Genomic DNA, 23,215 nt, shown 5'->3' with positions numbered 1-23,215 from the left:
AAGAACTAGGTGGCGATCCCACTGTGGCGTAGTAACGCATCCACTTTTGGCTCTCGACCACGGAAGCGAGTAAACAACACCATCGGCGCTTCGGAACCTCCTTTTTCAAGAATATGATGCATAAATTCACGCCCGGTTTTCGGGTTGAATATTCCTTCCTCCTCAAACTTAGAGAAAGCATCCGCAGACAACACTTCTGCCCATTTATATGAATAATAACCTGCACTATAACCACCAGCAAAAATGTGGCTAAAACTATGCTGGAAGCGGTTAAATTCAGGCGCTTTTACAACAGCTGTACGTTCACGCACCGCATTGAGTGTGGCTTGAATTTGGCAGTCAGTGTTTGGTGTAAAGTCTGCGTGAATATGAAAATCAAATAACGAAAACTCTAACTGACGCAACATTTGCATAGCTGATTGAAAGTTCTTTGCTGCAAGTAGCTTATCTAGCATGTCTTTTGGCAACGGTTCTCCCGTTTCATAGTGCCCTGAAATGAAGTTCAGTGCTTCTTCTTCATAGCACCAATTTTCTAAAAACTGACTTGGCAGCTCAACCGCATCCCATGCCACACCATTAATACCCGCAACTGGCGCTGCATCCACTTGTGTTAGCATGTGATGAATTCCGTGACCAAACTCATGGAATAAAGTGGTTACTTCATTATGGGTAAATAGCGCAGGTTTGTTACCGACCGCTTTATTAAAATTACACACTAAATAAGCGACTGGAGTCTGTAATTCGCCATTTGCGCGTACTTTTCTGCCCATACAGTCATCCATCCAAGCACCGCCACGCTTATGTTCACGGGCATATAGGTCGAGATAGAAGTGACCACGCAACTCACCTTTGTCATCGTGAATAGCAAAAAAGCGTACATCTGGATGATAAGTGTCAACGTCTTTAACTTCGCTCACACGGATCCCAAACAAACGGTTTACGGTTTCAAATAAGCCGGAGAGTACCTTATGTTCAGGGAAATAAGGGCGCAGTGCTTCGTCAGAAATTGCATACTTAGCTTGTTTTAACTTTTCACCATAATATGCGTAATCCCAAGGTTTTAGCTCACTTACACCGTGTTCTTTATTCGCAAAGTCACGTAGTTCAGCTACTTCTTGCTCGGCTTGTGGTTTTGACTTAGCAGCAAGGTCATTCAAAAATTTAAACACTTGCTCTGGCGTCTCAGCCATTTTAGTTGCCAGTGATTTTTCTGCAAAACTAGAAAAGCCAAGCAGCTGAGCCAATTCGTGTCTAAGCGTAAGCGCTTCATGCATAATCGCTGAGTTATCAAACTCGCCAGCATTCGGCCCTTGATCCGAGGCACGGGTTACAAACGCACGATAAGCCTCTTCACGAAGCGTTTGGTTATCTGCGTATGTCATAACAGGAAGGTAAGAAGGAATATCTAGCGTAAATACCCAACCTTCTAATCCTTTGGCTTCAGCAGTATGAGCAGCAAGTGCTAAGGCCGACTCCGGCAGTCCAGATAATTCTGACTCGTCAGTAACATGCTTTTGCCATGCTTGGGTGGCATCCATGACGTTGTTGCCAAACTTTGATGCCAACTCCGACAGCCGTGCCACAATTTCGCCATAACGTTTTTGGTTAGCAGGCTCAAGTGCAATGCCTGAAAGTTGAAAATCACGCAGTGCATTATCCACAGACGTTTGCTGAGCAACCGTTAAGTTGCCAAATTCAACCGATTCTTTTACGGCTTTATAGGCTTCATACAATCCTTGATGCTGACCAACATAAGTAGAATACTCAGAAATTAACGGCAAACACTCATCATACGCTTTGCGCAGCGCCTCTGAATTAACGACTGAATGCATATGCGATACTGGCGACCACATGCGGCTAAGCTTATCGTCCGCTTCTTCTAGCGGAAGTACAAAGTTGTCCCAAGTATAATTCGACTGAGCTAAAACAGAGTCTATGGTTTCACGACAGTGCGCGATGGCAGATTTTAATGCTTCAACAATGTGTTCAGGCTTAATTTTTGAAAAAGGAGGCAATCCTTCTAGCCCGATTAATGGGTTACTCATGGGCACGCTCTTTATTTTCTAATCTAATATTGAGGTTGAAATAAGGGTGAATGACCGCATTTACAAGTATCTGAATAGATTTTTGCTTAATATCGGTCTTGGGTTGTGCACCTTTGCTATTTACTTAATATAAAGTAGTAGGGTTTAAGCAAAACAAATAATTGGCGAGGAATTTTTATGGCTCAACATTTTGACTATATCGCAATCGGTGGCGGTAGCGGCGGGATCGCATCTGCAAACCGAGCGGCGATGCGAGGTGCCAAGGTGGCATTAATAGAAGCAAAGCACTTAGGCGGTACTTGTGTAAACGTGGGCTGCGTTCCAAAAAAAGCGATGTGGCACGGCGCTCAAGTTGCTGAAGCCATTAAACTATACGCACCAGATTATGGTTTTGATGTTGAGCTAAAGAACTTCGATTGGGGTAAACTCGTTGAGAGCCGCGAAGCCTACATTGGCCGTATTCACCAAGGTTACAACGGCTACCTAGCAAAAAATGGCGTCACCGTGATCAATGGCTTTGCTAAGTTTGTTGATAACAACACTATTGAAGTCAATGGCGAGCACTACACTGCCGATCATATCAACATTACCGTAGGTGGTCGCCCAACGATCCCTAACATTCCAGGCGCTGAGCATGGTATCGATTCAAACGGTTTCTTTGAGCTAAAAGCGCAACCTCGCCGCGTAGCTGTTGTGGGTGCGGGCTATATCGCGGTAGAGCTTGCGGGCGTATTGCACAGCTTGGGCACAGAAACCCATTTATTTGTTCGTAAGCACGCTCCACTTCGTAACTTTGATCCTATCTTGGTTGAAACCTTAACTGAGGTAATGGAAAAAGAAGGCCCAACGTTGCACACTCACGCAGTGCCAAAGTCAGTGACCAAAGAAGAGGATGGCTCAGTCACCTTACATCTTGAAAATGGTGAGTCTTACACCGTAGACGAACTGATCTGGGCAATTGGCCGTGAGCCAATGACAGATCTTATCAATCTCGCGGCAACGGATGTAGAAACCACGCCAAGTGGCCATATAAAAGTTGATGAGTGGCAAAACACCACAGCTAAAGGTATTTATGCCTTAGGCGACATTATGGATGGTGGAATAGAGCTGACTCCAGTAGCCGTGAAAGCTGGCAGAATGCTAGCAGAACGCCTATTCAACCCTGAATTGCCAAACGCAAAAATGGATTACGACTTAGTCCCTACCGTCGTCTTTAGCCATCCACCGATTGGCACCATTGGCCTAACAGAGCCTGAAGCCGAAGAAAAGTATGGTAAAGATAATATCAAGGTCTATACCTCTACCTTTGCTGCGATGTACACGGCGGTTACTCAGCATCGTCAGCCATGTCGTATGAAACTTGTTTGTGCGGGTAAAGAAGAGAAAATCGTTGGCCTGCATGGTATCGGTTTTGCGGTAGATGAAATGATCCAAGGCTTCGCCGTTGCCATGAAAATGGGTGCAACCAAAGCAGACTTTGACTCCGTAGTCGCAATACATCCAACTGGTTCCGAGGAATTTGTGACCATGAGGTAAAGCCTAGATAAGTAAAAGCTACTGCCTCTCAACCTGAAGTGGCTGTGAGCAATTACTTTATCAATCTTTACACAGGAATTTACTAGCTCCACATAATGAGTTAAAAAAAGCTCAGATAAGGATATCTGAGCTTTTGGGGTTGTAGTGACTGTCCAAGTCAACTAGTAGGGATAGGCTTTATTATCTACTTGAAAGCTCAATCAATGCTTGCTTGATAAGCTCAGGGTGTGTGAGCGGGATCAAGTGCTCTGTAGAGGTTATTGGCAAATACTGTCCCCCGCTTATTTCCGCGACTTCTTGAGACCATTTTCGACCTTCGGCTTCCCACTTAATCAAACCCGCTCTGGCTTCTTCAGTTTCTGCTTTTTCAATATCTAACTGTTCAAACTCACTATCGATCACGGTAATTGGAATACTGCTATCTGGTTGCCAGTTTCTCACTAACTCCAAATCGTCATGATAGTTCATCATTTCATTTACTCGGATAAGTTGGGCTTCAATACTATAACGTGTTTGCATGATTTGATTGAAGTAACCCCAATCCATATGTTGGGCAAACTCACTTTCTTCCAGCAAAGACTCTACATGTGCCTGCTCCTCAGCTATTTTGACATTCATTTTTTCCTGCCACTTTCCTGCACTCACATGGTCTATCAAATGCTGACCCCATTCGCGATAAATATCAACAGGGTAACCCTGATACTGTGCAATTGAGTGCGGTAATAAAATGTCCGGATCCATCCACAACATACTGGCAATCTTTTGTTTGAAGTCTTCCGACTGTTGCATAGCAATAAGCGGTACAGAGTTACTATTAGCAAAACTCACCAAATGCACATTGCTCAAATCAAGCTTCTCAAATAGCACTGGAAGATCTGTTGCAAACTTTTGCATTGACGGTGCGCTGGTGTTACTACTAAGCCCTTGCCCAAGCCTATCAATCACATACACATTAAACTGTGTTGATAAATAAGGTTGTAATAATGCAAACCAAGCGCTATCGCTATGAAAGTGCATGTTTGCACCTGACAACATAACTACCGTTGGTTTGTCTGCCTGATGCGTTAAGTGTCTTACATGGTAATAATTATCACTGACTTTAATTAAATCAGAACCAGCTGGTAGTGCATATTGACTTGTCGATTCAAAAAATTCCATTATCGATTGCGTCGTTTTGACTGGTGATAAGTTCCAACTATGTCCCGCCCCGTCTACACTAATAAGCTGAGTCTGGATATTTCTGTTGGGATAGTGAGTTAAGGTAACACCATCATCCAAATCTTGCTCTACCGATAATGCGGCCTCATAGTTGAGATCACCTACAATTTTGATCGCTTGGGGTGAGGACAACAGCCCAAAGTTAGCATGGCTTTTACCATTATAGGGAAGAACCGAATCAGCCTTACCGTGCATAATTCTGTAATTCGTTGGCGTAGTAAGGTTACAACTATCCCCTAATTGATAGGACATTGGTGCACCAACGGTCACTATCGCGTTAAATACCTCGGAGCGATTACACAACAAGTTCTGTACAAATAGTCCTCCTTGAGAAAAACCTGTTGCGTAGATTTCACCATCAATAATCTGATATTTTGCTTTTAGTTCTGCGACCATGTCATCAACAAAGCCCAGATCATCAACACCTAGACGATGCGCCTTATTACAACCACACCCTTCATTCCATTCTTCATTTTTTGACTTGGGATAAACGACGAGATAATCATCACTTTGTTCATGCAACCTGGTCATACCCGCCATACCTTGACCACTCCCCCCAGAGCCATGAAAAGCAAATAAAAGTTTATATGACTTGCTGGTATTTTCGACCGGTAGCATATAGTAAAAGCGTTCATTAAGTTCATGAACATTAACCCCAATCTCGGTTTTTCCGCTATCACTATCGATTGGCGCAGCGTTATTGCTTTTACCACCACACCCCACTAACAATGTCGCGACTACTACATTTAACGTTCGCGTTAAAAACCATCTACTTTTCATGCAGGCCATTCCTATTTTATTGTTTTCATGTACTCTTAAATAGCATTGAAAAAAGCGCGACGATTTCTCATGAAATCATCGTGATGAATTTATTACCAAAAAATATAACCAATAAAATCAAAAGGGTAAAAATGCGATTTAAGATTGCAGCAATACAATTTGATACACTAAATCGAACGCTAGAAAACGACAATTCAACAATAAGATTAGAGCCAAAGCCCTATTTGTTGCTACAAACTTTAATTGCTGCAAATGGAAATACAGTCTCTCGCGAGCAATTGATCGAAGAGGTTTGGCAAGGGCGTATCGTCACCGAAAGCGCAATCAATAAAGCCGTGTCAACGCTACGTCAGCATCTAAATAAATTAGATAGCCAAACGAATTATATTGAGACTATTCCTACCGTTGGATACAGGCTAATACCTAGAGCTGTAGGACTAGTTACCTCCACAAAATCACCAAAGCGTAAAGTACGCTTTTTAATTGGTGGTGCGATTTTGGTTAGTTTGCTTAGTGCATTAATTACTTTTCAGGTAGTGAGGCTTTCACCTAATACTAAGTCACTTATTCCAGAAAAAATAACAAGTCAGAGTGGTATTGAGCTGCAACTCAGTAGCGCAACTAGGTCTAGTAGCTTTAGTTATCTACACCCAATCACAACGCCACTTTCAGAGTTATGGTTACACCACCATGGAGAAAGTCGCAAGTTACTATCGGGTAATATAAGTGCTCAGGCATTAAGCCCTGACGCAAGTAAGATAGCATTTGTGGACGATGAAAATGGCTGCATGGTGAAGCAGTTAACTATAGCAAAGCAAAGCGTACAATCATTATTCAGCTGCCAGGCCGTTGAGAGGATAAAGCTCATTTGGGGCCGTAACGGGCGAGAATTGATTTATCGAAAACGTGAAAATATTCACAACGGCTTTGGTCTGTATCGCTATGATTTAAACACCCATAAGCATACACAATTAACGCTCCCCCCTTCATCAGGTAATCTAAGAGGTGATCACCTCTTTAGTTTATCTCAAGGCCAAGACCGCCTCGCAGTGGCGACATACCTCGGTGAAGATATACACCGATTAACCCTCTATCACTACCCACAGATGTCTACAGAGCACACAATTGAACTTCCGTATAACCCAACTTCACTGACCTGGTCTGCAAATGGTCAGCAGATTTACTTTTCACAGGCTAACAGCATTTATAGTGTGAATGCACAGTCACATGCAGTAACTCTTTTACACAAGTTTACCGCTCCAATCGAGAGCCTTACCCTATTGGATAATAATGATACGTTATTGTTAAATCAGTATAAGTTAGCCAGTAACATTAAGCTTTTTGAGCCCGTGCAGAATGTCGTAAAGGTAGTTGTTGATAACCAAGCGCTAAACCGTCTACCTCGCGCTAATCAATCACAACATATTTGGTATATTTCAGATCATGGTGCACACTCAGCCTTATGGTCGATTGACACCAATAGGGAGGCAAAGACTCAAGTACCACTGCCTCACATTTTTAATTTCCAACGTTATCAACTCAATAGCGACAGTTCTAAAATACTTTTTGAATATCAAGATGCTATTTATCAGTTTTCGATTGAACAACTGGAGACCACAGAAATACTTAGTGCAGAGTTAAAACCCTATGTCGCGAACTACGGTCAACATGATGATGAAATAATTTATAGTAGTGAACGCTCTGGTAGTTGGCAGTTATGGTCTCTAAATTTAATAACAAACCAACATCAGCAGCTTACAACGCAAGGTGGCTACAGTGGATACAAGCTTAATAATGTGTTGTATTTTACTAAATTTACACAGCCCGGTATTTGGCGGCTGGAAGATGGGCAGGAGTCGTTAGTTGTTGCAGAGGTGCCTGTAAGAAATTGGTTAAATTGGCGGCTCAGAGGTAATGCGCTTTACTATGAAAAAGACAAAAGCATCTGGCGATTCGATCTTAAGACTCATCAAGAAAAGCTATATTTCACTCCGCCACAACGGTTTATTGGACAGTTTGATATATTGCAAAATGGCGATGTGGTTTTCAGTGAGCTGAAGCAACCAAGTGGAGAGCTTTGGCAATTAACCGTGAAAAATTAAAGTACAAAAACAAAAAACCCAGCCGAGGCTGGGTTTTTATTGATTCTTGAAACGAATTACTTGATTTTCGCTTCTTTGAAGATCACGTGTTTACGAACCTTAGGGTCGAACTTTTTGATCTCCATTTTTTCAGGCATGTTACGCTTGTTCTTGTCGGTAGTGTAGAAATAACCAGTACCAGCAGTTGAAACTAAACGGATCTTATCACGCATGATTCAGCTCCTTAAACTTTTTCGCCGCGAGCACGGATATCTACTAATACCGCGTCGATGCCTTTTTTATCGATAATACGCATACCTTTAGTAGTAGTGCGTAGAGAAACGAAACGCTTTTCGCTTTCAACCCAAAAACGGTGTGTTTGTAGGTTAGGTAGGAAGCGACGCTTAGTAGCGTTGCGCGCGTGCGAACGGTGGTTACCAACCACTGGGCGCTTACCTGTAACTTGACAGACTTTAGACATGTCTATGTATCTCCAATAACTTCGCTCGAGCTTAATTTTCCCTTAAAGGCCTTTTAACTGCGTGCCCTAGGTAAAATCAAAGGGCGCTCTTTATACAGTATCTACAGGCAGAGATCAAGGATCTGATCCTACTGAAATCAGCTCATGGGTAAATTTGATAGCGGCCAATTATAATGATCCGAAGCCCACTAGGAAAGTAAAAACTGCATTTAAATTGAACTAATTTATAAAATTTATACAAATATGCTGATTTAACGAGCAAATTTCTTTTTTGGCCCTTTGTAGATGATGATTTTGACTGTTTAATTTTCGTGCTTATGAGTATATTCAAGCAGCAACACTCCACCAGCTACCCCACACGTCGAGTAAAAGCTGAGTGATCAAGCTCCATTCCATTTTGCTCAGTTCAAAAGGACAGCTTGAGAAAGCGAAACCCACCTGATAAAACAGCAACTCAGCTTAAATCAGTCCTCGTTCGGCAAACGAAATACAATGACTTCCAGCGACGATTAAATGGTCAAGTACATTAATATCAACCAATGCCAAGCCTTGCTGCAATTTTTTCGTGATAAGTTTATCCGCTTCGCTGGGCTCTGCCACGCCCGATGGATGGTTATGGGCAAAAATCACAGCTGCACTATGGTATTTGAGTGCCGCCTTTACTACTTCTCTTGGATAAACCGAGGCCGCATTAATCGTGCCGTGAAACAGCACTTCATCTTTTATTAGCCGATTTTGGTTGTCTAAATACAACACCATAAACACTTCATGGCCAAGCCCCCGTAGTTGAGCACTCAAATAGTCACGTACCGCAGTCGGGTTTTGAAATACCGTTTCTCTTAAGCACTCTTCTTTTAGATAACGCCGACTTAGCTCCAAAACGGCCTGCAACTGAGTGTATTTGGCAACGCCTAAGCCTTTTAACGCTGAAAACTCTTCTAATGAGGCATTGAATAAACGCTGTAACGTTTGCTGTTCTTGTAACAAGGATTCGGCAAGCTCTATGGCATTTAATCCTTTGATCCCTGTGCGTAAAAAGATAGCCAATAACTCAGCATTGGATAACGCTTCGGGCCCTTGTTCAATCAACTTTTCTCTTGGCCGCGCGGATTTGGGTAAGGCTGATATTTGCATTCTATTATTCCTTATCTTTGTATGTCTCCTTGACTAAATTAAGCTTAGCGGGTGATCACGATTATTCAAAAGCAAACACAGACTGTGATATCTTTAGTTTATTGATACTGTGATCGTATAAAACAAACATGCAAAGAAATAAACGCCTCTTACTTGGGATCAGCGGTGGTATCGCTGCTTACAAATGTGCAGAACTCGTTCGCCGCTTAAAAGAACACCAGATAGATGTCAAAGTGGTGATGACGGAGTCAGCTAAGCACTTTATCACACCACTAACAATGCAAGCTGTCTCTGGTGAAATCGTTTCTGACTCTTTGCTTGACCCGCAAGCAGAAGCATCAATGGGCCATATCGAATTTGCAAAATGGGCAGATCTAGTACTGGTTGCTCCCGCGACCTCAAATATCCTCGCCAAAATGGCAGCGGGTATTGCAGATGATTTACTGACCACATTACTGCTCGCAACTCCCGCGCCTGTTGCCGTGGCGCCGGCAATGAATCAACAGATGTATGCGCACCTATCGACTCAAGCAAATCTCAATACCCTTGCTTCACGCCATGTCCAAATCTGGGGGCCCGGTAAAGGCGAACAAGCCTGTGGAGATGTAGGCGCAGGACGCATGCTTGAACCCCATGAATTGGTGCAACTGTGTTTAACTGCACTTCGCCCTACTGAGCAAGTATTAGCAGGAAAAACGGTAACTATCACTGCAGGGCCGACACGCGAAGCATTAGATCCGGTGCGTTTTATTACCAATCACAGTTCAGGAAAAATGGGATTTAGCCTTGCTGAGGCGGCAAAGGCTTTGGGTGCAAGCGTAAATCTGATCGCAGGCCCGGTTTCACTGAATACTCCCACTGGAATTACTCGACTTGATGTAGAAAGTGCTGAGCAGATGCAACAAGCCGCACTCGAATATGCCGTACAATCGGATATTTTTATCGGCTGCGCTGCGGTCGCTGATTACCGTGCAGCCACCGTAGCCGATCAAAAGATTAAAAAGCAAGGCGATGAAATCACACTTACACTGGTTAAAAACCCCGATATTATCGCTACTGTCGCAGCACTAAAACAGTCGCGTCCTTATACCGTTGGCTTTGCCGCTGAGACGCAGAATGTCGCCGAATATGCGCAAGGAAAATTGGTAAATAAAGGGTTGGATATGATCTGTGCGAATGATGTGTCGGATAGTACAGGTGGGTTTAATTCTGATAACAACACATTGACCCTATATTGGAAAAAAGACCGACTTGAACTCCCTCACTCTAGCAAAAAAGAGTTAGCACTTACTGTCATGCAAGCTATTGCCGAAAAGATAAAATAACCTTCATGTAAAAGACTGGAAAGAAACTGAATAAAACATTAACATGATACCCCGATAACGTGTAAACGAGTCGGGGTTTGCACTTCTGCGCATCACTCTCTGTGCTTAATAAACCCGGCAAAAACAATATAACAATTAGAAAAATAAGGGAAATTTCATGCCAGCGACAAAACGTAGTAATCGCAAAGAGCAAATTCTTCAATCACTCGCACAAATGCTGGAAACCAGCCCGGGACAGCGTATCACCACAGCTAAACTCGCTGCTGAAGTCGGGGTTTCAGAAGCTGCGCTTTATCGCCATTTTCCAAGTAAAGCGAGAATGTTTGAGGGGCTTATTGAGTTCATCGAAGATACGTTGCTGTCACGCATTAATTTAATCCTAGAAAACGAAAAAGAAACCCGTAACCGGATCTACAACATTCTTACTCTACTTCTCGCCTTTGCAGAGAAAAACCCTGGGATAACACGTATTTTAACGGGCGATGCACTACAAGGTGAGCAAGAACGTTTACGTGAACGAGTACAAAGCTTATTTGAAAAGCTTGAGACACAATTCAAACAAGTATTAAGAGAGCGCAAACTGCGAGAAGGCAAAGCATTCACGAGTGAAGAAAGTGTACTGGCTAATCTATTCTTAGCTTTTGTTGAGGGTAAGATGAACCAGTTTGTAAGAAGTGACTTCAAAGCAAAGCCAACCGCGCAATTCGATAAACAGTGGGTTGAGCTTGAGAAAATCTGGCTTTAAGCACCTGCGGCTAGCCGCTTAAATACATCCGCACACCGCAGAGCATTTTAGTTTCACTGTTAAAAGTGATAAAAACATCATAAATACATACTAAAATGCTCTAGATATGACTCTAAAACTTTCTCTCTTAAGCGCAGCACTTTTTAGTGTAAGCAGCTTAGCAGCTAAACCCAGCCTTGAATTTAAAGACGTTTTTGATTTTCGTTACCCACAGGGTACGGTGATCTCCGAACAAGGTACATTCCTCGGCCTAAGTGCAAAGCCTTACCGTGGTGACAGCGAAGGCCAAGTGTATTCTCTCAATAATAAAACTCTGATTGCATCAGTTCCCCGTGGTACAAATCCAGTTATCAATAAAAGCGGTCAATGGGTTGGCTTTACCCAACTCCCCACTCTACTTGAAAAAGAAACCACAGATAAAAAAAAGAAAAAAACATTAAAGAACAACTTAGTGTTAGTTAGCACCGCAACCAAAACGCAGCAAACCTTTAGCTCAGTTAAAGATTATCAAATCTCAGATGATGGCTTGTGGCTGGTGTACCGTGAGGATACAAAAACAGGCGACAAAAAATCAGACGCAAAAGAGAATAAAGACGAGCAAGCTGATGAACTCAAAATCAGTGCAGATAAAGGTGATGACACATTAACACTTGTGGTGCTGAACCTTTCTAACAATGAAAGTACTCGCTATGACAACATCGCAGCATACAAAGTAGCACCAAATAGTAACGTGATACTGGTCAATCAGCGCAGTGAAGACGGCAGTAAAAACCGTGTTGCCGTTATTGACTTAGCGAGCAATCAAATCACAAGTCTTATTGATGAGCCCGGTGTGACTTTAGGAGACATTGCTTGGCAACCCAATTCTCAACAGGTCGCTTTTTATTTAGGTAATTATGTCAACGATGACAAACGCCGCCGCGACTACCAACTCAAATTATGGTCTCCAACAAGCAATAAAATTACCGATATCCATAACCCAAGCGGTTGGTTTTCCGGCAAAACAGCATCAATCAAATGGTCTAAAGACGGCTCACGATTATTTTTTGAAAACCGTCCACAGCTTGAACAAAAAGCCAAAGTGCTCAAATACACAGATGAAAGCTCGCTTTTTGATTACGATACCATTCGCCAGCAAAAAGGCTTAAAGGTTTGGCACAATGCCGATCCTGAAATCAAAACTAGAGAAATAAAAACATGGAATGAAAGCCGGCGAGATCAACATTATCAAGCGGTTTATCATCTTAATGGCGAGCGTGTAGTACAGCTTGAAAACCTTCAAGTGCCGTCTATTTCACTGCGCACAAACGCAAACTTTGTGCTGGGCAGCGATGATACCCCCTATCTAAAGCAGATTATGTACAAAGGCTTTTATCGCGACTACTACAGCGTTGATATCAGCAGTGGTGATAAACAACTCATCGTTAAAGAAAGTTCAAATCGCCCAACTGTTGCACCTGATGGTAAACATGCGGCCTATTTCGATGGTGAACAAATCTGGTTGAAATCGCTATCCACCCAACAGCTTACCCCAGTAAGCAAAGCGGTTAAAAATGCACTGTTTGCTGATGATAAACATGATAAGCCAGAACCAAACGAAGGATTTGGATTTGCTGGTTGGCAGCTCGATGGTTCGACACTCTACGCCTACAGTAAATATGATATTTGGGCATTTGATACTAAAACGGCAAAAGCAACTCGACTGACTGACGGCTATAAGACCCAAACACAATACCGCATTGAGTATAAAGATAAGGACAAACTGGGCTTTAACCCTGACGATACCTTACTATTAAGTGCGCACAACCTCGAAAATAAACAAACGCATATTGCTACGCTTTCTCTACAAGATAACAAGTTGCAAACTGTTTTGTCTGGCGAAGCCAAATATAACGTAGTGAGAAAAGCCAAAGAGGCAGATACTTATATTTTCACAAGACAGTCTTATCAAGAATTTCCTGATTATTGGGTTACAGATAACAGCTTTAATAACCCGACAAAACTCACAGACTTAAATCCACAGCAACGGACATTTGCTTGGGGCCAAAAGCCTGAACTTGTGAAGTACAAAGGCTACGATGGCGAAGATCTTCAAGGCGTGTTAATCAAACCTGCTGATTATAAAGCCGGTGATAAAGTGCCAGTAGTAATTTACTTCTACCGCTATATGAGCCAGCGCATGTATGACTTCCCGAAAATGGAGTTAAATCACAGACCAAACCTGCCAATGTATACCTCAAACGGTTATGCGATATTCTTGCCTGATATTCGTTTTGAGATCGGTCATCCTGGACGCTCTTCAACGCAAACCATGATCAATGCCGCACAAGCGCTTATTGATAAAGGTGTTGCTGATCCAGATAAAATAGGCTTACAGGGCCACTCTTGGGCAGGTTATCAGAGTGCATTTATGATCACCCAGACAAATATGTTTAAAGCGGTTGTCTCTGGCGCACCAGTATCAAATATGACCTCTGCTTATAGCGGAATTCGATTAAAGTCCGGCTTAGCACGTCAATTCCAGTATGAAACGGGACAAAGCCGCATAGGTAAAACACTCACCGAAGCGCCAGAATTATATATAGAAAACTCTCCAGTGTTTTACGCAGATAAAGTAAATACACCAATTTTGATCATGTTTGGCGATAACGATGGAGCGGTTCCTTGGCAAGAAGGTATTCAATACTACTTAGCATTAAGAAGGCATGGTAAAGACGCAATCTTCTTACAATACGAAGGCGAACCGCACCATCTTAAAAAGCTGCCAAATCAGCTAGATTATTCAATTCGTATGAAAGAATACTTTGATTATCACCTGAAAGGATTGCCACCTGCAGAATGGATTCAATCCGGTAAAGCATTTATCACTGAGGAATAATCAGCTTCACTCGTATTGATTATCAAGGGCATCATTTAGGTGTCCTTTTTTTTAGCAACCCCGACTCTTCTCTGTGTTTATTTTTTATCTAGAAATGTTTTGTTTCAACTTACATCCTTATAATTTCATTATAAAAAAAAGCCTATATATCTATTACATTTGATTGTTTTACAAACGAACCATTGAACTTTACGTAGATGCAATGTAAGTTCTATGTTGCAGGAACATTTTCCTACTCTGCTAATAAATAAAGAAATAAAGAAATAAGGAAATAAGATGAAACTTTCTAACTTATCAGCAACGATCAGGCTATCTCTACTTGCTTGCTCAACGCTGACTGCAGGCGTATCAGGTATTGCCCACGCTGAAGAAACAGATACCAATGCTAATAATAGTGTAGAACGAATAGAGGTTACTGGTACTCGTATCAAGCGAGCTGCTATGACTGGTGCAAGCCCTGTAACAAGTGTTACAGCCGAAGACATTAAAGTTGCAGGTATTACAAGGGTAGAAGATCTACTCAACGATATGCCCGCAATCTTTGCTGACCAAACTTCAGGCCAAGCAAATGGAGCTACAGGTACCGCAACAGTAAACCTACGTAACTTAGGCACAGAACGTACATTGGTACTAGTCAATGGACGCCGCTTGCCTTCTGGTTCTCCTGTCGCCGGAGGTATCGGTGCTGACCTTAACCAAATCCCAGCAGCCTTGGTAGAACGTGTTGATGTTCTTACCGGTGGTTCGTCAGCAACATACGGTTCTGATGCTGTTGCTGGTGTTGTAAACTTTATCATGAGAGACGACTTTGAAGGCTTCCAAATTGAGTATCAAGGTAGCGTTTATCAACATGATAACGACCACAAAGACATGCAACGAGCACTAAAAGAGAGAGGCTTCGAAGTACCTGATGGAAGTCAATGGGACGGTGATACTCATGACATCTCTTTAACTTTTGGTGCTAACTCTGCAGATGGTCGTGCAAACATCACAGGTTATGCAACTTGGCGTGATATCGAAGAAGTAACGCAAGACAACCGTGACTACAGTGCTTGTGCTATGAATATAAATGCGACAGGTACACGAATTTGTGGTGGTTCAGGAACAATTCCTGATGGCCGTATTACCGATTTTAATACCTACGACTACAAAGTATCTGGCACCGATTTCGTTCCTACAGCTGGAACTGTTTATAACTATGGCCCGCTGAACTATTTCCAACGCCCAGACAAACGTAAGACATTTGGCTTACTAGGTCATTATGATTTTAACGACAGCCATACGTTTTATGCTGAATTTAACTACATGGACAACCGCACAGTAGCACAAATCGCGCCTTCAGGTTCATTCCTGAATGAAGTTAATATTAGCTGTGATAACCCGCTGCTTTCAGCTTCACAAAGAAACACGCTTTGTGGACCTAATGGCGTTGCAAATGATGATGGTGTTGTTGAGGGTGCCTTCATCGGTAAACGAAATGTTGAAGGAGGCCCTCGTCAAGACGACATTCGCCATACCTCAACTCGTTTTGTATTAGGTGTTCGCGGTGAAATCGATGACAACTGGACTTATGATGCGTATATGAATTTCGGAAATGTATCATATGCTCAGACTTACCAAAATGACATGTCGACTACCCGAATTATTCGTTCATTACAAGCTACAACTGATGACAAAGGCAATGTAGTATGTAAGTCAGTTGTAGATGGTAGCGATCCAACTTGTATTCCATGGAATATATTCGATCCATCAAAAATCACTCAAGAACAAATCGACTATCTAACAATACCTTTATTTGCTCGCGGTGACACTAGAACAAAACAAATTAGTGGCTATGTTACTGGTGATCTTACAGAGTACGGAGTTGTAGTACCTGGTACTTCCACCGGTGTAGGCGTAGTATTTGGTCTTGAACACAGAAAAGAATCGCTAGACTTTAATCCGGATCAAGGCTTTGAGTCAGGTGACGGTGCAGGCCAAGGTGGTCCTGTTCTTGGTGTAAGTGGTGAATTTGACGTCAATGAATTCTTTACAGAACTCAATGTGCCCTTAGTTGAAGACTCTGAATTTGCTGATTATATTACATTAGAATTAGCTTATCGCTACTCTGACTATTCAACGGATAAAACAACCAACACCTATAAGGGTGCGTTTGACATTCGCGTTAATGATCAACTTGGTTTGAGAACAAGCTTCCAGCGTGCTGTACGTGCAGGTAACGTACGCGACCTATTCAGATCTGCTGGTTTAGGTTTGTTTAACTGGGAAGATCCATGTGGTGGTGACAACCCAACTCTAACCGTTGAGCAGTGTGCTAGAACAGGTCTTGATCCATCTAAATATGGTTCAAACGCACTTATCAGCCCTGCGGGCCAATATAACAGTATCACAGGTGGTAACCCAGACTTAGAACCAGAAAAGTCGGATACTATCTCATTTGGTATTCTACTATCTCCTGAAGCTATTGAAGGTTTAGACATTGCGATTGACTATTTTGACATTACTGTTGAAGATGCAATTCAAGCAATCCCTGAAGCAACAATCTTCAACCAGTGTGCAATTAATGGTAACGATGAGTTCTGTGGACTTATCAACCGCGGTAAGACTGGCTCTTTATGGTTAAGCCAGGATTCGATCACTGCTATTGATACCAACATTGGTAGCGTAGAAACAAGCGGTATTGATTTTGATGCATCTTATCGTTATACCCTACCTGATGATATGGGCCTTTTGCGCTTTAAGCTAATCGGTACATGGCTAGATAAGTTTGCAACGCAAAACTTACCAGGTGGTGATATTGATGATTGTGCTGGTCGCTGGGATAGAGCGGTATGTGAGTACCCTGTTCCTGACTTTAAGACTAACTTCTCAACGACTTGGGTAACGCCTTGGGATGCAAACGTTACAGCAACCTATCGTTATGTAAGTGAAGTGAAAGAGTTTGCACGAAATGAAAACGGTCAAGTGATCGATGGACCAGTTCCATTGACTGCCCGTGACTACGTTGACATTGCAGTCACTTGGAATGCTTCTGATAACCTGCAATTCCGTGGTGGTGTAAATAATATCTTTGATAATACTGCTCCACTAGTACCAAATGGTCCTTCAGGCCCGGCAAATGGTAACATTTACCCTGGTTTCTATGATTCTTTGGGTCGCTATATCTTCGCAGGTTTCACATTTAGACTATAATCTAAGACTCTCAAGATTTAGTCGTAATTATCAGCCCCCGCAAGTTCATAACTTGCGGGGGCTTTTTAATTGAACCTAAGCCTTGGGTAAGGAGTGGACTACCTCATTTTTTTTAACCACATTAAATTATTTCCTTATCTAGCCAGAGAGTTTTAGCGCTAAAACTGGCAGCTAAAAAACATTACTTGTCCGAAGTTCAGGTTACTTATACCAATATGCTTAATTAAGTGATCTATTTTGAGGCGAGAAAATGTTGTCGTTAACACCGATACTGCATCTTGCTATCGCAAAGGTATCTACATTCCTGTAGGTAAGGGTAAAATTTTGTTATTTAGTTGCGCTAAATAAGCAGTTTTTAACACAGTTAGCGTCAGATCAACGCTTTCAAGTTGAGCAAATATTAAGATTAATTGGTATAAATAAATTGACGGAGTAAAGAGCAATAAAGTAGAAAACATTCTTTGATTCTCAGAACAACACCGGTTGCGAGAATTAGCCAAAGCAAGCAAGTGGAAGACAACGCGTAATTTAAATTTGAGGGGTGGGAAGGTCATTGCTCTAAAAAAGGATCCTCAGCGCAGTGGGCAATAGCTTCCTAAATTAGAGCAAATAATTACTAATCTCACAAAGCAAAAGTTACTGCTTGCCAGCAGTATTCCGCTGTCGATTGAGCATATCTTTTGCCGCATGTCGATCATACTCAATCTGATCTTTTGTACGACATCTTCGTTTTGTAAATTTACTACCAGTGATAATATCTTGCTTGCAATATAGATCTTCTTGATTCTTAGCTATCGCGCTCTCATTATCATTTTTTGCCGGCTCGGTCGTTGAGTTACAACCCGACAGAAGCACCAATAGGACGACACAAATTCCTGCGATTTTCATAGTAAATCCTTTATATAATTATTATGTAAAGTACCTAAATACACTCCAGAACAGAGTGTTCAAACTTTAGTCTAATCAACATTACATAGAAAAGCAATTGCACCGACTTTAACAACGCAAATGACTAATTAGACTCTAAAAACTCCAGCAGTTCCTTTTCAGGCATAGGCTTTGCGAGCAAAAAACCCTGTACTTCATCGCAGCCAAGCTTCTGTAACACTGTCATCTGCTCTTCTGTCTCAACGCCTTCTGCAATCGTCTTCAGGCCGAGATGTTGACCTAAAGAGATGACAAGATCGGCAATTGCACCGCTATCATCATGAGGGATATCTTTAACGAAAGCACGGTCAATTTTAAGCCGTGCCAAAGGTAGTTTTTGTAAGTAGCTCAAAGAAGAGAACCCAGTACCAAAGTCATCAATTGCAACCTCAACACCAAATTCTTGTAACTCTTGAAGTGTATTAATCACCGAATTTACTTCATCCATAACCACACTTTCTGTCACTTCGAGCTCAATATGTTTTGGCTCCACATTAAACGACAAGATTGTGTCTTTTACTTGCTGCGCATAGTTCGGCACTTTAAACTGCGGTACGGAGACATTCACAGCAATACTAAGCTCACCAACCCCCTGTTGTTGCAAAGTTGCCTGCAACTGACAGGCTTGCTCTAATACCCATTGACCAATTTCAACGATAAGCCCCGCATTCTCCGCAAGAGGAACAAAAATCGCAGGGGAAATATAATTACCGTTTCCAGAAGGCCAACGTAACAAGGCCTCACAGCCAATCACCTTACGATCGGCAATAGAAAACTGCGGTTGATACCAGACCTCGAGTTTTTTCATTTCAAAGTCTTGCCTGAGCTGCCTTATTAACCCCAACTTCCAAGCCATTTTTTCTTCTAAATCTGGGGTATACCAATCCAGTGAAATACTCGACTGCTTTGCTTGGTTAAGCGCAATATAAGCAAGTTTTAAGGTTTCTATGCCTTGCGGCTGGAAGTCCTCTTGACGGCATACTCCAATATGAAAGTGCATAGTCAACAAATGCTCCCCGACATGGTAGGGTACACACAAGTTATCAATAAAAGACTCTTCATCAAATTGCGACTCAGGCATTAAAAAGCCAAACACATCCGCGCCAATTCGTGAAATTAACTGGGCCTCAGGAAACTCAATACTAATTCGTTCAGCAACCCCAAGTAACAACAAGTTCCCAACTTCTTGGCCTAAACCGTTATTGATGTCAGAAAACTGAGCAATATCTACAAGAACAAAAATGAGCGACTGCTGCTGGTTAAAGTAAGACTCTATTTTCTCGATAAAATTAGCGCGATTAGGTAGTTTGGTGAGATTATCTTTGTAAGCCACCTCACGTAATTCATTAAATAGCTTGATATTATCAAGACCAACACCAACGTTAGTCAGGAATATCTCAGCAAACTTCAATTGCGCTTCGGACGGCTCACTCTCTAGCTCTAAATAAATGGCTGCCTTTTTGTTTTTGCTTTCAAGCAAGAAGGTAATGTCGTGTGCAGTAGATTGGTGGGATTCGGTATCAATACAGTTTTGCACTTGCATGATGACACGTCCATTATCAAGCTGCTCTATACCATGGCCAAAGAACTCACGGTATTGCTCACTACCACCAAACACCCTTAAATGCATATCATCATCTAGGTAGCCACTCACTAAGCCTTCGCCTGACGCATCTAAAATATTTGCCAATTGGGCAACAACCGCAGCTGCAAAGGAGCCCATATCGGTATGACCGAGTATAGCGCGAGAAGCTGAAAGGATCTGCTCTAGTGCATGACTTTGCGCTTCGAGTTCACAAATTTGCTGATAGGAACGGATAGCGGTAAGTAAGGAAGTAACCAGTTTACTGCGAGTGAGTTCAGTCTTCATTTTGTAATCGTTGATGTCGAACTCGCGGATGACTTTTTCTTCTGGCGCGTAGCCAGGCTGACCTGTACGCATAATAATACGTACTGCCATATTTTTTATTTCTTCGCGCACTCGACGGACAACATTAAGGCCCGCGTCGTCAGTTTCCATTACCACATCGAGTAATAAAATACTGATATTATTTTGTTCTTTTAAAATCTCAATGGCTTCTTTACCCGAATAGGCATGAAAAAACCTGAGCTTTTTGCCCCAAAACTCTAAATTAGACAGTGCAAGCTTAGTGACAGAGTGGATCTCTGGGTCATCATCAACGACTAAGACATCCCAAAAAGCACTTATCGTTTCTGCTTCTTGAGTAACTTCTTCGTGCTCTGCAAACAAATAATCATCTTGCTCAGGTGCCATGTTTTACCCTTTAAATCCACACTACTTTTTAATTATAGGCACTGATTCACTCCAGTGTTTACCATCCTACAAAATATGGTACATTTTTATTATTACAGTTCTGTTCGATTAACATACATGAAATATTATAGTCGAGCATAGAACAAAATAGATGATTTAGCATACTTTTTACCAATGAGGATTCTGTATCAAACGTTTATCTACTCCCATTAGAATGTTGATGATTTTAGCACTTGTTATTGTGATTGCTGGTTTAGCGATGCCACATCATTATAAAGTGGAGAAAAGCACTGATATTTCTGCCAATAGCACAACACTCTCTCCTTTGGTGTTATCCCATTGGCCAGTACTATTTAATTGGCAAACAACTGAGGCTCTCCACTTTCGCATATTGCCGAAGAAACAGCGAGTAGGCAGCTCAGCTGTGTTAGTGCATCCTTGGGGAGAAGCTGAAATGACTATCATCAAAATCAACGAACAGAATTTAGAACTATCTTTGCATGTAGACGACGAGCACTTAGCCAAAATTAGCCTTAATTTGTTTACCACTCAGGCCGATAAACAACTGACCATCACGATTGAAGGAAGAGCCAATACACCCTTTATTGGCAGTTTTATCGCACTTTTTATGCAGCAGTATTTACCGCAAGTAACCAATTCTGCGGTGAATCATATGCATACACTGTATAAATTACGAGCTTGATATGGCAGTCAAAAATGCACAAGTAAAATCAGCCTTAGCGCTTTCGATTGAAGAAAAGCTCGGCTACCCCATGGTGAAACGGATCACACCGCTTGTCACTCAAAATGACCGTTATCAGTCTGATAAAAATAAAGACAACCAATACACGGTACGAACTGAGCACGGCACACTAAAACGCGCCCTAAAGCGTCAGCAGTTAATCAAAATCCAACGCCAGCAAAACCTCGAGGCCATTATGGGCATGGCGCTTACATTATGCCCCGAGGTTACCGCCCGAGGTCGCCCCGATCCCGATTGGTTGGAGCACTTCATCACCCTTGCAGAAGACATTGCCAATCACTCTATGCAAAAGTTGTGGGCAAAGATATTGGTAGGTGAAAGTATTACGCCAGGCACTTTTTCAATTAAAAGTTTGCAAACCCTAAAGATGATGACCCAACGTGAAGCAACCGCGTTACAAAGATGTGCACCGCTGTGTGGCTACTTAGAAAAAGAAGACAGCTACCTTATTCTTCATGGTTACTATAAAAAGCCATCTATTTTTGATTTGCTGCGTAAGGGCAGCACCGAATCCATCAACTTAAGCCAAGCTGGGCTGAATTTTCCAAATATACTTACGCTGATGGATATTAATATCCTTTATCGGCAAGAAATTGAGTCCGCGTCACTACAAAAAGGACAGTCAATGCAGTTGGTGTATTTACGCAAAAAAATGACCTTAACGGCCAAATCCAATGACTTAGTGCTGAGCTATTACAAGTTGACGCAAACCGGAGACGAGCTTAAAAAATTACTCCAAAGCCCAATCAATAAACAATACAAGCAACTTGTAGAAAAGGCCTTTGAAAGCGAATTTTCTCTCGAGTGGGAAGATAGATAAGAAAACTGTTTTATACCAGTTGTATTAAGTAAATGATCTATCTTGAAGCGGGGAAATAGCTTTAGTAGCAAGGCAAAAATTTTGCTATTTAGTTGTTCTAAATGAGAAATTTTTAACGAAGCTAATATGCTATTTCACCCTTCAAATTGATTAGAGAATTAATTCAATTGGTATTATTTATACCATACAGATAAAAACGGCTTGGTCGATCACTCGTACCAAGCCGCTAGAGGAGTAAACTACACTATTTTAGAAATGTAGTTGGATCCCTGCAAATGGACCTGAGACATCCAAATCAGTGTAGATATCGTCAATATCATCTAGCTCTAGTACCATAGAGCGGTAACCCACTTTTACCGCAACATCAACAGCCATATTGTCGATAAACTCATAAGCGATACCAATTTGATAATCTTGGATTTTGCTGTCATCAATTGCCAGCATGCTGCCTTCAGCAAAAACACTTAGCCCTGTAAGTGGTAAACCCACTTCACCGCGCAAATAACCCAGAGGAACAAAGCCTGAGAATTCAACTTCTTCTGTGCGTGTTTGACCATTTGCAGTACCAGTTACCATGATAGAACCGTCAAACTGCTTAAAGTTCACACCAAAGTCTAACGTCAACAAGTCATTGTCTAGCACTTCGTAATACAATGTATAGTCGATGTGGTTTAGATCTGCGTTTGTTGTCGCGTCAGTACCTACTGTATAAACTTGACCACCAAAGTCAAAAGACTCTGTTAACGTCGTTTGACCATTTAACTCAAGCTCGGTATAGCGTAACTTGATATTTGGTACTAGCGGCACTGGGTGCTCAAGTGCAGCATAAAAACTCGTAAAAGTTTCATCGTCAAAGTTAAAGGTTTGCATATTGCCTTTTTCAGCAAAGCTACCTTCGGTTTCGGTATCCCACCCTTCTGCACCGACATAAAGCCCGAGTACCGTATCTGCATGTGCAGCAGGTGCTAAGCACGCGAGAGATAATGCCGCTGCTAAAAAGTGTTTTTTCATGATG

16 protein-coding genes are annotated in these 23,215 nt (G+C 42.0%); 8 read left to right on the top strand and 8 right to left on the bottom strand.

Annotated features, from left to right (window positions below; translation table 11 throughout):
• Positions 1-5 precede the first annotated feature (5 nt).
• Entirely contained in the window at positions 6-2,045 is a 2,040-nt protein-coding gene (gene prlC, locus DRB05_RS14715) for an oligopeptidase A (protein WP_128727613.1), read from the bottom strand.
• Between the two features lie 177 nt (positions 2,046-2,222).
• On the opposite strand from prlC, the gene gorA reads away from it, so the two are divergent.
• Complete coding sequence (gorA, locus tag DRB05_RS14710; RefSeq protein ID WP_128727612.1) at positions 2,223-3,581, top strand: glutathione-disulfide reductase; 1,359 nt, start codon at positions 2,223-2,225, stop codon at positions 3,579-3,581.
• 180 nt (positions 3,582-3,761) lie between these two features.
• On the opposite strand, the gene DRB05_RS14705 is transcribed toward gorA, so the two are convergent.
• Positions 3,762-5,579, bottom strand: a complete 1,818-nt coding sequence (locus tag DRB05_RS14705; protein WP_128727611.1) for an alpha/beta hydrolase — start codon at positions 5,577-5,579, stop codon at positions 3,762-3,764.
• A 131-nt stretch (positions 5,580-5,710) separates the two neighbouring features.
• On the opposite strand from DRB05_RS14705, the gene DRB05_RS14700 reads away from it, so the two are divergent.
• Positions 5,711-7,681: a winged helix-turn-helix domain-containing protein gene (locus DRB05_RS14700; RefSeq protein ID WP_128727610.1), complete on the top strand. Its 1,971-nt coding sequence runs from the start codon at positions 5,711-5,713 to the stop codon at positions 7,679-7,681.
• 56 nt (positions 7,682-7,737) lie between these two features.
• Here the strand turns inward: DRB05_RS14700 and rpmG are convergent, their stop codons facing one another.
• The 3 genes from rpmG to radC form a co-directional block, all read right to left on the bottom strand.
• Entirely contained in the window at positions 7,738-7,893 is a 156-nt protein-coding gene (rpmG, locus tag DRB05_RS14695) for a 50S ribosomal protein L33 (protein WP_010364212.1), read from the bottom strand.
• A gap of 11 nt (positions 7,894-7,904) precedes the next feature.
• A complete protein-coding gene (rpmB, locus tag DRB05_RS14690; protein WP_010376746.1) occupies positions 7,905-8,141 on the bottom strand; it encodes a 50S ribosomal protein L28 in 237 nt (78 codons plus the stop codon).
• Between the two features lie 459 nt (positions 8,142-8,600).
• Positions 8,601-9,275 carry a DNA repair protein RadC gene (gene radC, locus DRB05_RS14685; RefSeq protein ID WP_017219072.1) on the bottom strand — a complete coding sequence of 225 codons (675 nt, stop codon included), beginning with the start codon at positions 9,273-9,275 and terminating at the stop codon, positions 8,601-8,603.
• Between the two features lie 128 nt (positions 9,276-9,403).
• Here radC and coaBC point away from each other — a divergent pair, with 128 nt between their 5' ends.
• The 4 genes from coaBC to DRB05_RS14665 all read left to right on the top strand — a co-directional run bounded on the left by coaBC (position 9,404) and on the right by DRB05_RS14665 (position 17,415).
• On the top strand, positions 9,404-10,600 hold the full coding sequence (gene coaBC, locus DRB05_RS14680) for a bifunctional phosphopantothenoylcysteine decarboxylase/phosphopantothenate--cysteine ligase CoaBC (RefSeq protein WP_128727609.1): 1,197 nt from the start codon (positions 9,404-9,406) through the stop codon (positions 10,598-10,600).
• Positions 10,601-10,757: 157 nt separating this feature from the next.
• Positions 10,758-11,345: a nucleoid occlusion factor SlmA gene (gene slmA, locus DRB05_RS14675; protein ID WP_010376740.1), complete on the top strand. Its 588-nt coding sequence runs from the start codon at positions 10,758-10,760 to the stop codon at positions 11,343-11,345.
• A gap of 106 nt (positions 11,346-11,451) precedes the next feature.
• Entirely contained in the window at positions 11,452-14,223 is a 2,772-nt protein-coding gene (locus DRB05_RS14670; protein WP_128727608.1) for a prolyl oligopeptidase family serine peptidase, read from the top strand.
• Positions 14,224-14,499: 276 nt separating this feature from the next.
• On the top strand, positions 14,500-17,415 hold the full coding sequence (locus DRB05_RS14665; protein WP_128727607.1) for a TonB-dependent receptor: 2,916 nt from the start codon (positions 14,500-14,502) through the stop codon (positions 17,413-17,415).
• A 636-nt stretch (positions 17,416-18,051) separates the two neighbouring features.
• On the opposite strand, the gene DRB05_RS14655 is transcribed toward DRB05_RS14665, so the two are convergent.
• Both DRB05_RS14655 and DRB05_RS14650 read right to left on the bottom strand, forming a co-directional pair.
• Positions 18,052-18,303, bottom strand: a complete 252-nt coding sequence (locus DRB05_RS14655) for a hypothetical protein (protein WP_128727606.1) — start codon at positions 18,301-18,303, stop codon at positions 18,052-18,054.
• 124 nt (positions 18,304-18,427) lie between these two features.
• The gene (locus tag DRB05_RS14650; protein ID WP_128727605.1) at positions 18,428-20,617 is read right to left on the bottom strand and encodes an EAL domain-containing protein; all 2,190 of its coding nucleotides are present in this window, start codon (positions 20,615-20,617) and stop codon (positions 18,428-18,430) included.
• A gap of 220 nt (positions 20,618-20,837) precedes the next feature.
• Here DRB05_RS14650 and DRB05_RS14645 point away from each other — a divergent pair, with 220 nt between their 5' ends.
• Entirely contained in the window at positions 20,838-21,320 is a 483-nt protein-coding gene (locus tag DRB05_RS14645) for a hypothetical protein (RefSeq protein ID WP_128727604.1), read from the top strand.
• Between the two features lies 1 nt (position 21,321).
• The gene (locus tag DRB05_RS14640; protein ID WP_017219066.1) at positions 21,322-22,200 is read left to right on the top strand and encodes a TIGR03899 family protein; all 879 of its coding nucleotides are present in this window, start codon (positions 21,322-21,324) and stop codon (positions 22,198-22,200) included.
• A gap of 249 nt (positions 22,201-22,449) precedes the next feature.
• On the opposite strand, the gene DRB05_RS14635 is transcribed toward DRB05_RS14640, so the two are convergent.
• Positions 22,450-23,211: a TIGR04219 family outer membrane beta-barrel protein gene (locus DRB05_RS14635; RefSeq protein ID WP_010376724.1), complete on the bottom strand. Its 762-nt coding sequence runs from the start codon at positions 23,209-23,211 to the stop codon at positions 22,450-22,452.
• Positions 23,212-23,215: the final 4 nt, after the last annotated feature.

Source organism: Pseudoalteromonas sp. A757 (assembly GCF_004103285.1).
In the GTDB taxonomy this organism is placed as follows: domain Bacteria; phylum Pseudomonadota; class Gammaproteobacteria; order Enterobacterales; family Alteromonadaceae; genus Pseudoalteromonas; species Pseudoalteromonas galatheae.
This window is presented reverse-complemented; position numbering and strand designations above follow the sequence as displayed.

Excerpts from the sequence above, each read along its gene's own strand:
- prlC (WP_128727613.1), bottom strand. The coding sequence starts at position 2,045 with ATGAGTAACCCATTAATCGGGCTAGAAGGATTGCCTCCTTTTTCAAAA.
- gorA (WP_128727612.1), top strand. The coding sequence starts at position 2,223 with ATGGCTCAACATTTTGACTATATCGCAATCGGTGGCGGTAGCGGCGGG.
- DRB05_RS14705 (WP_128727611.1), bottom strand. The coding sequence starts at position 5,579 with ATGAAAAGTAGATGGTTTTTAACGCGAACGTTAAATGTAGTAGTCGCG.
- DRB05_RS14700 (WP_128727610.1), top strand. The coding sequence starts at position 5,711 with ATGCGATTTAAGATTGCAGCAATACAATTTGATACACTAAATCGAACG.
- rpmG (WP_010364212.1), bottom strand. The coding sequence starts at position 7,893 with ATGCGTGATAAGATCCGTTTAGTTTCAACTGCTGGTACTGGTTATTTC.
- rpmB (WP_010376746.1), bottom strand. The coding sequence starts at position 8,141 with ATGTCTAAAGTCTGTCAAGTTACAGGTAAGCGCCCAGTGGTTGGTAAC.
- radC (WP_017219072.1), bottom strand. The coding sequence starts at position 9,275 with ATGCAAATATCAGCCTTACCCAAATCCGCGCGGCCAAGAGAAAAGTTG.
- coaBC (WP_128727609.1), top strand. The coding sequence starts at position 9,404 with ATGCAAAGAAATAAACGCCTCTTACTTGGGATCAGCGGTGGTATCGCT.
- slmA (WP_010376740.1), top strand. The coding sequence starts at position 10,758 with ATGCCAGCGACAAAACGTAGTAATCGCAAAGAGCAAATTCTTCAATCA.
- DRB05_RS14670 (WP_128727608.1), top strand. The coding sequence starts at position 11,452 with ATGACTCTAAAACTTTCTCTCTTAAGCGCAGCACTTTTTAGTGTAAGC.
- DRB05_RS14665 (WP_128727607.1), top strand. The coding sequence starts at position 14,500 with ATGAAACTTTCTAACTTATCAGCAACGATCAGGCTATCTCTACTTGCT.
- DRB05_RS14655 (WP_128727606.1), bottom strand. The coding sequence starts at position 18,303 with ATGAAAATCGCAGGAATTTGTGTCGTCCTATTGGTGCTTCTGTCGGGT.
- DRB05_RS14650 (WP_128727605.1), bottom strand. The coding sequence starts at position 20,617 with ATGGCACCTGAGCAAGATGATTATTTGTTTGCAGAGCACGAAGAAGTT.
- DRB05_RS14645 (WP_128727604.1), top strand. The coding sequence starts at position 20,838 with ATGATTTTAGCACTTGTTATTGTGATTGCTGGTTTAGCGATGCCACAT.
- DRB05_RS14640 (WP_017219066.1), top strand. The coding sequence starts at position 21,322 with ATGGCAGTCAAAAATGCACAAGTAAAATCAGCCTTAGCGCTTTCGATT.
- DRB05_RS14635 (WP_010376724.1), bottom strand. The coding sequence starts at position 23,211 with ATGAAAAAACACTTTTTAGCAGCGGCATTATCTCTCGCGTGCTTAGCA.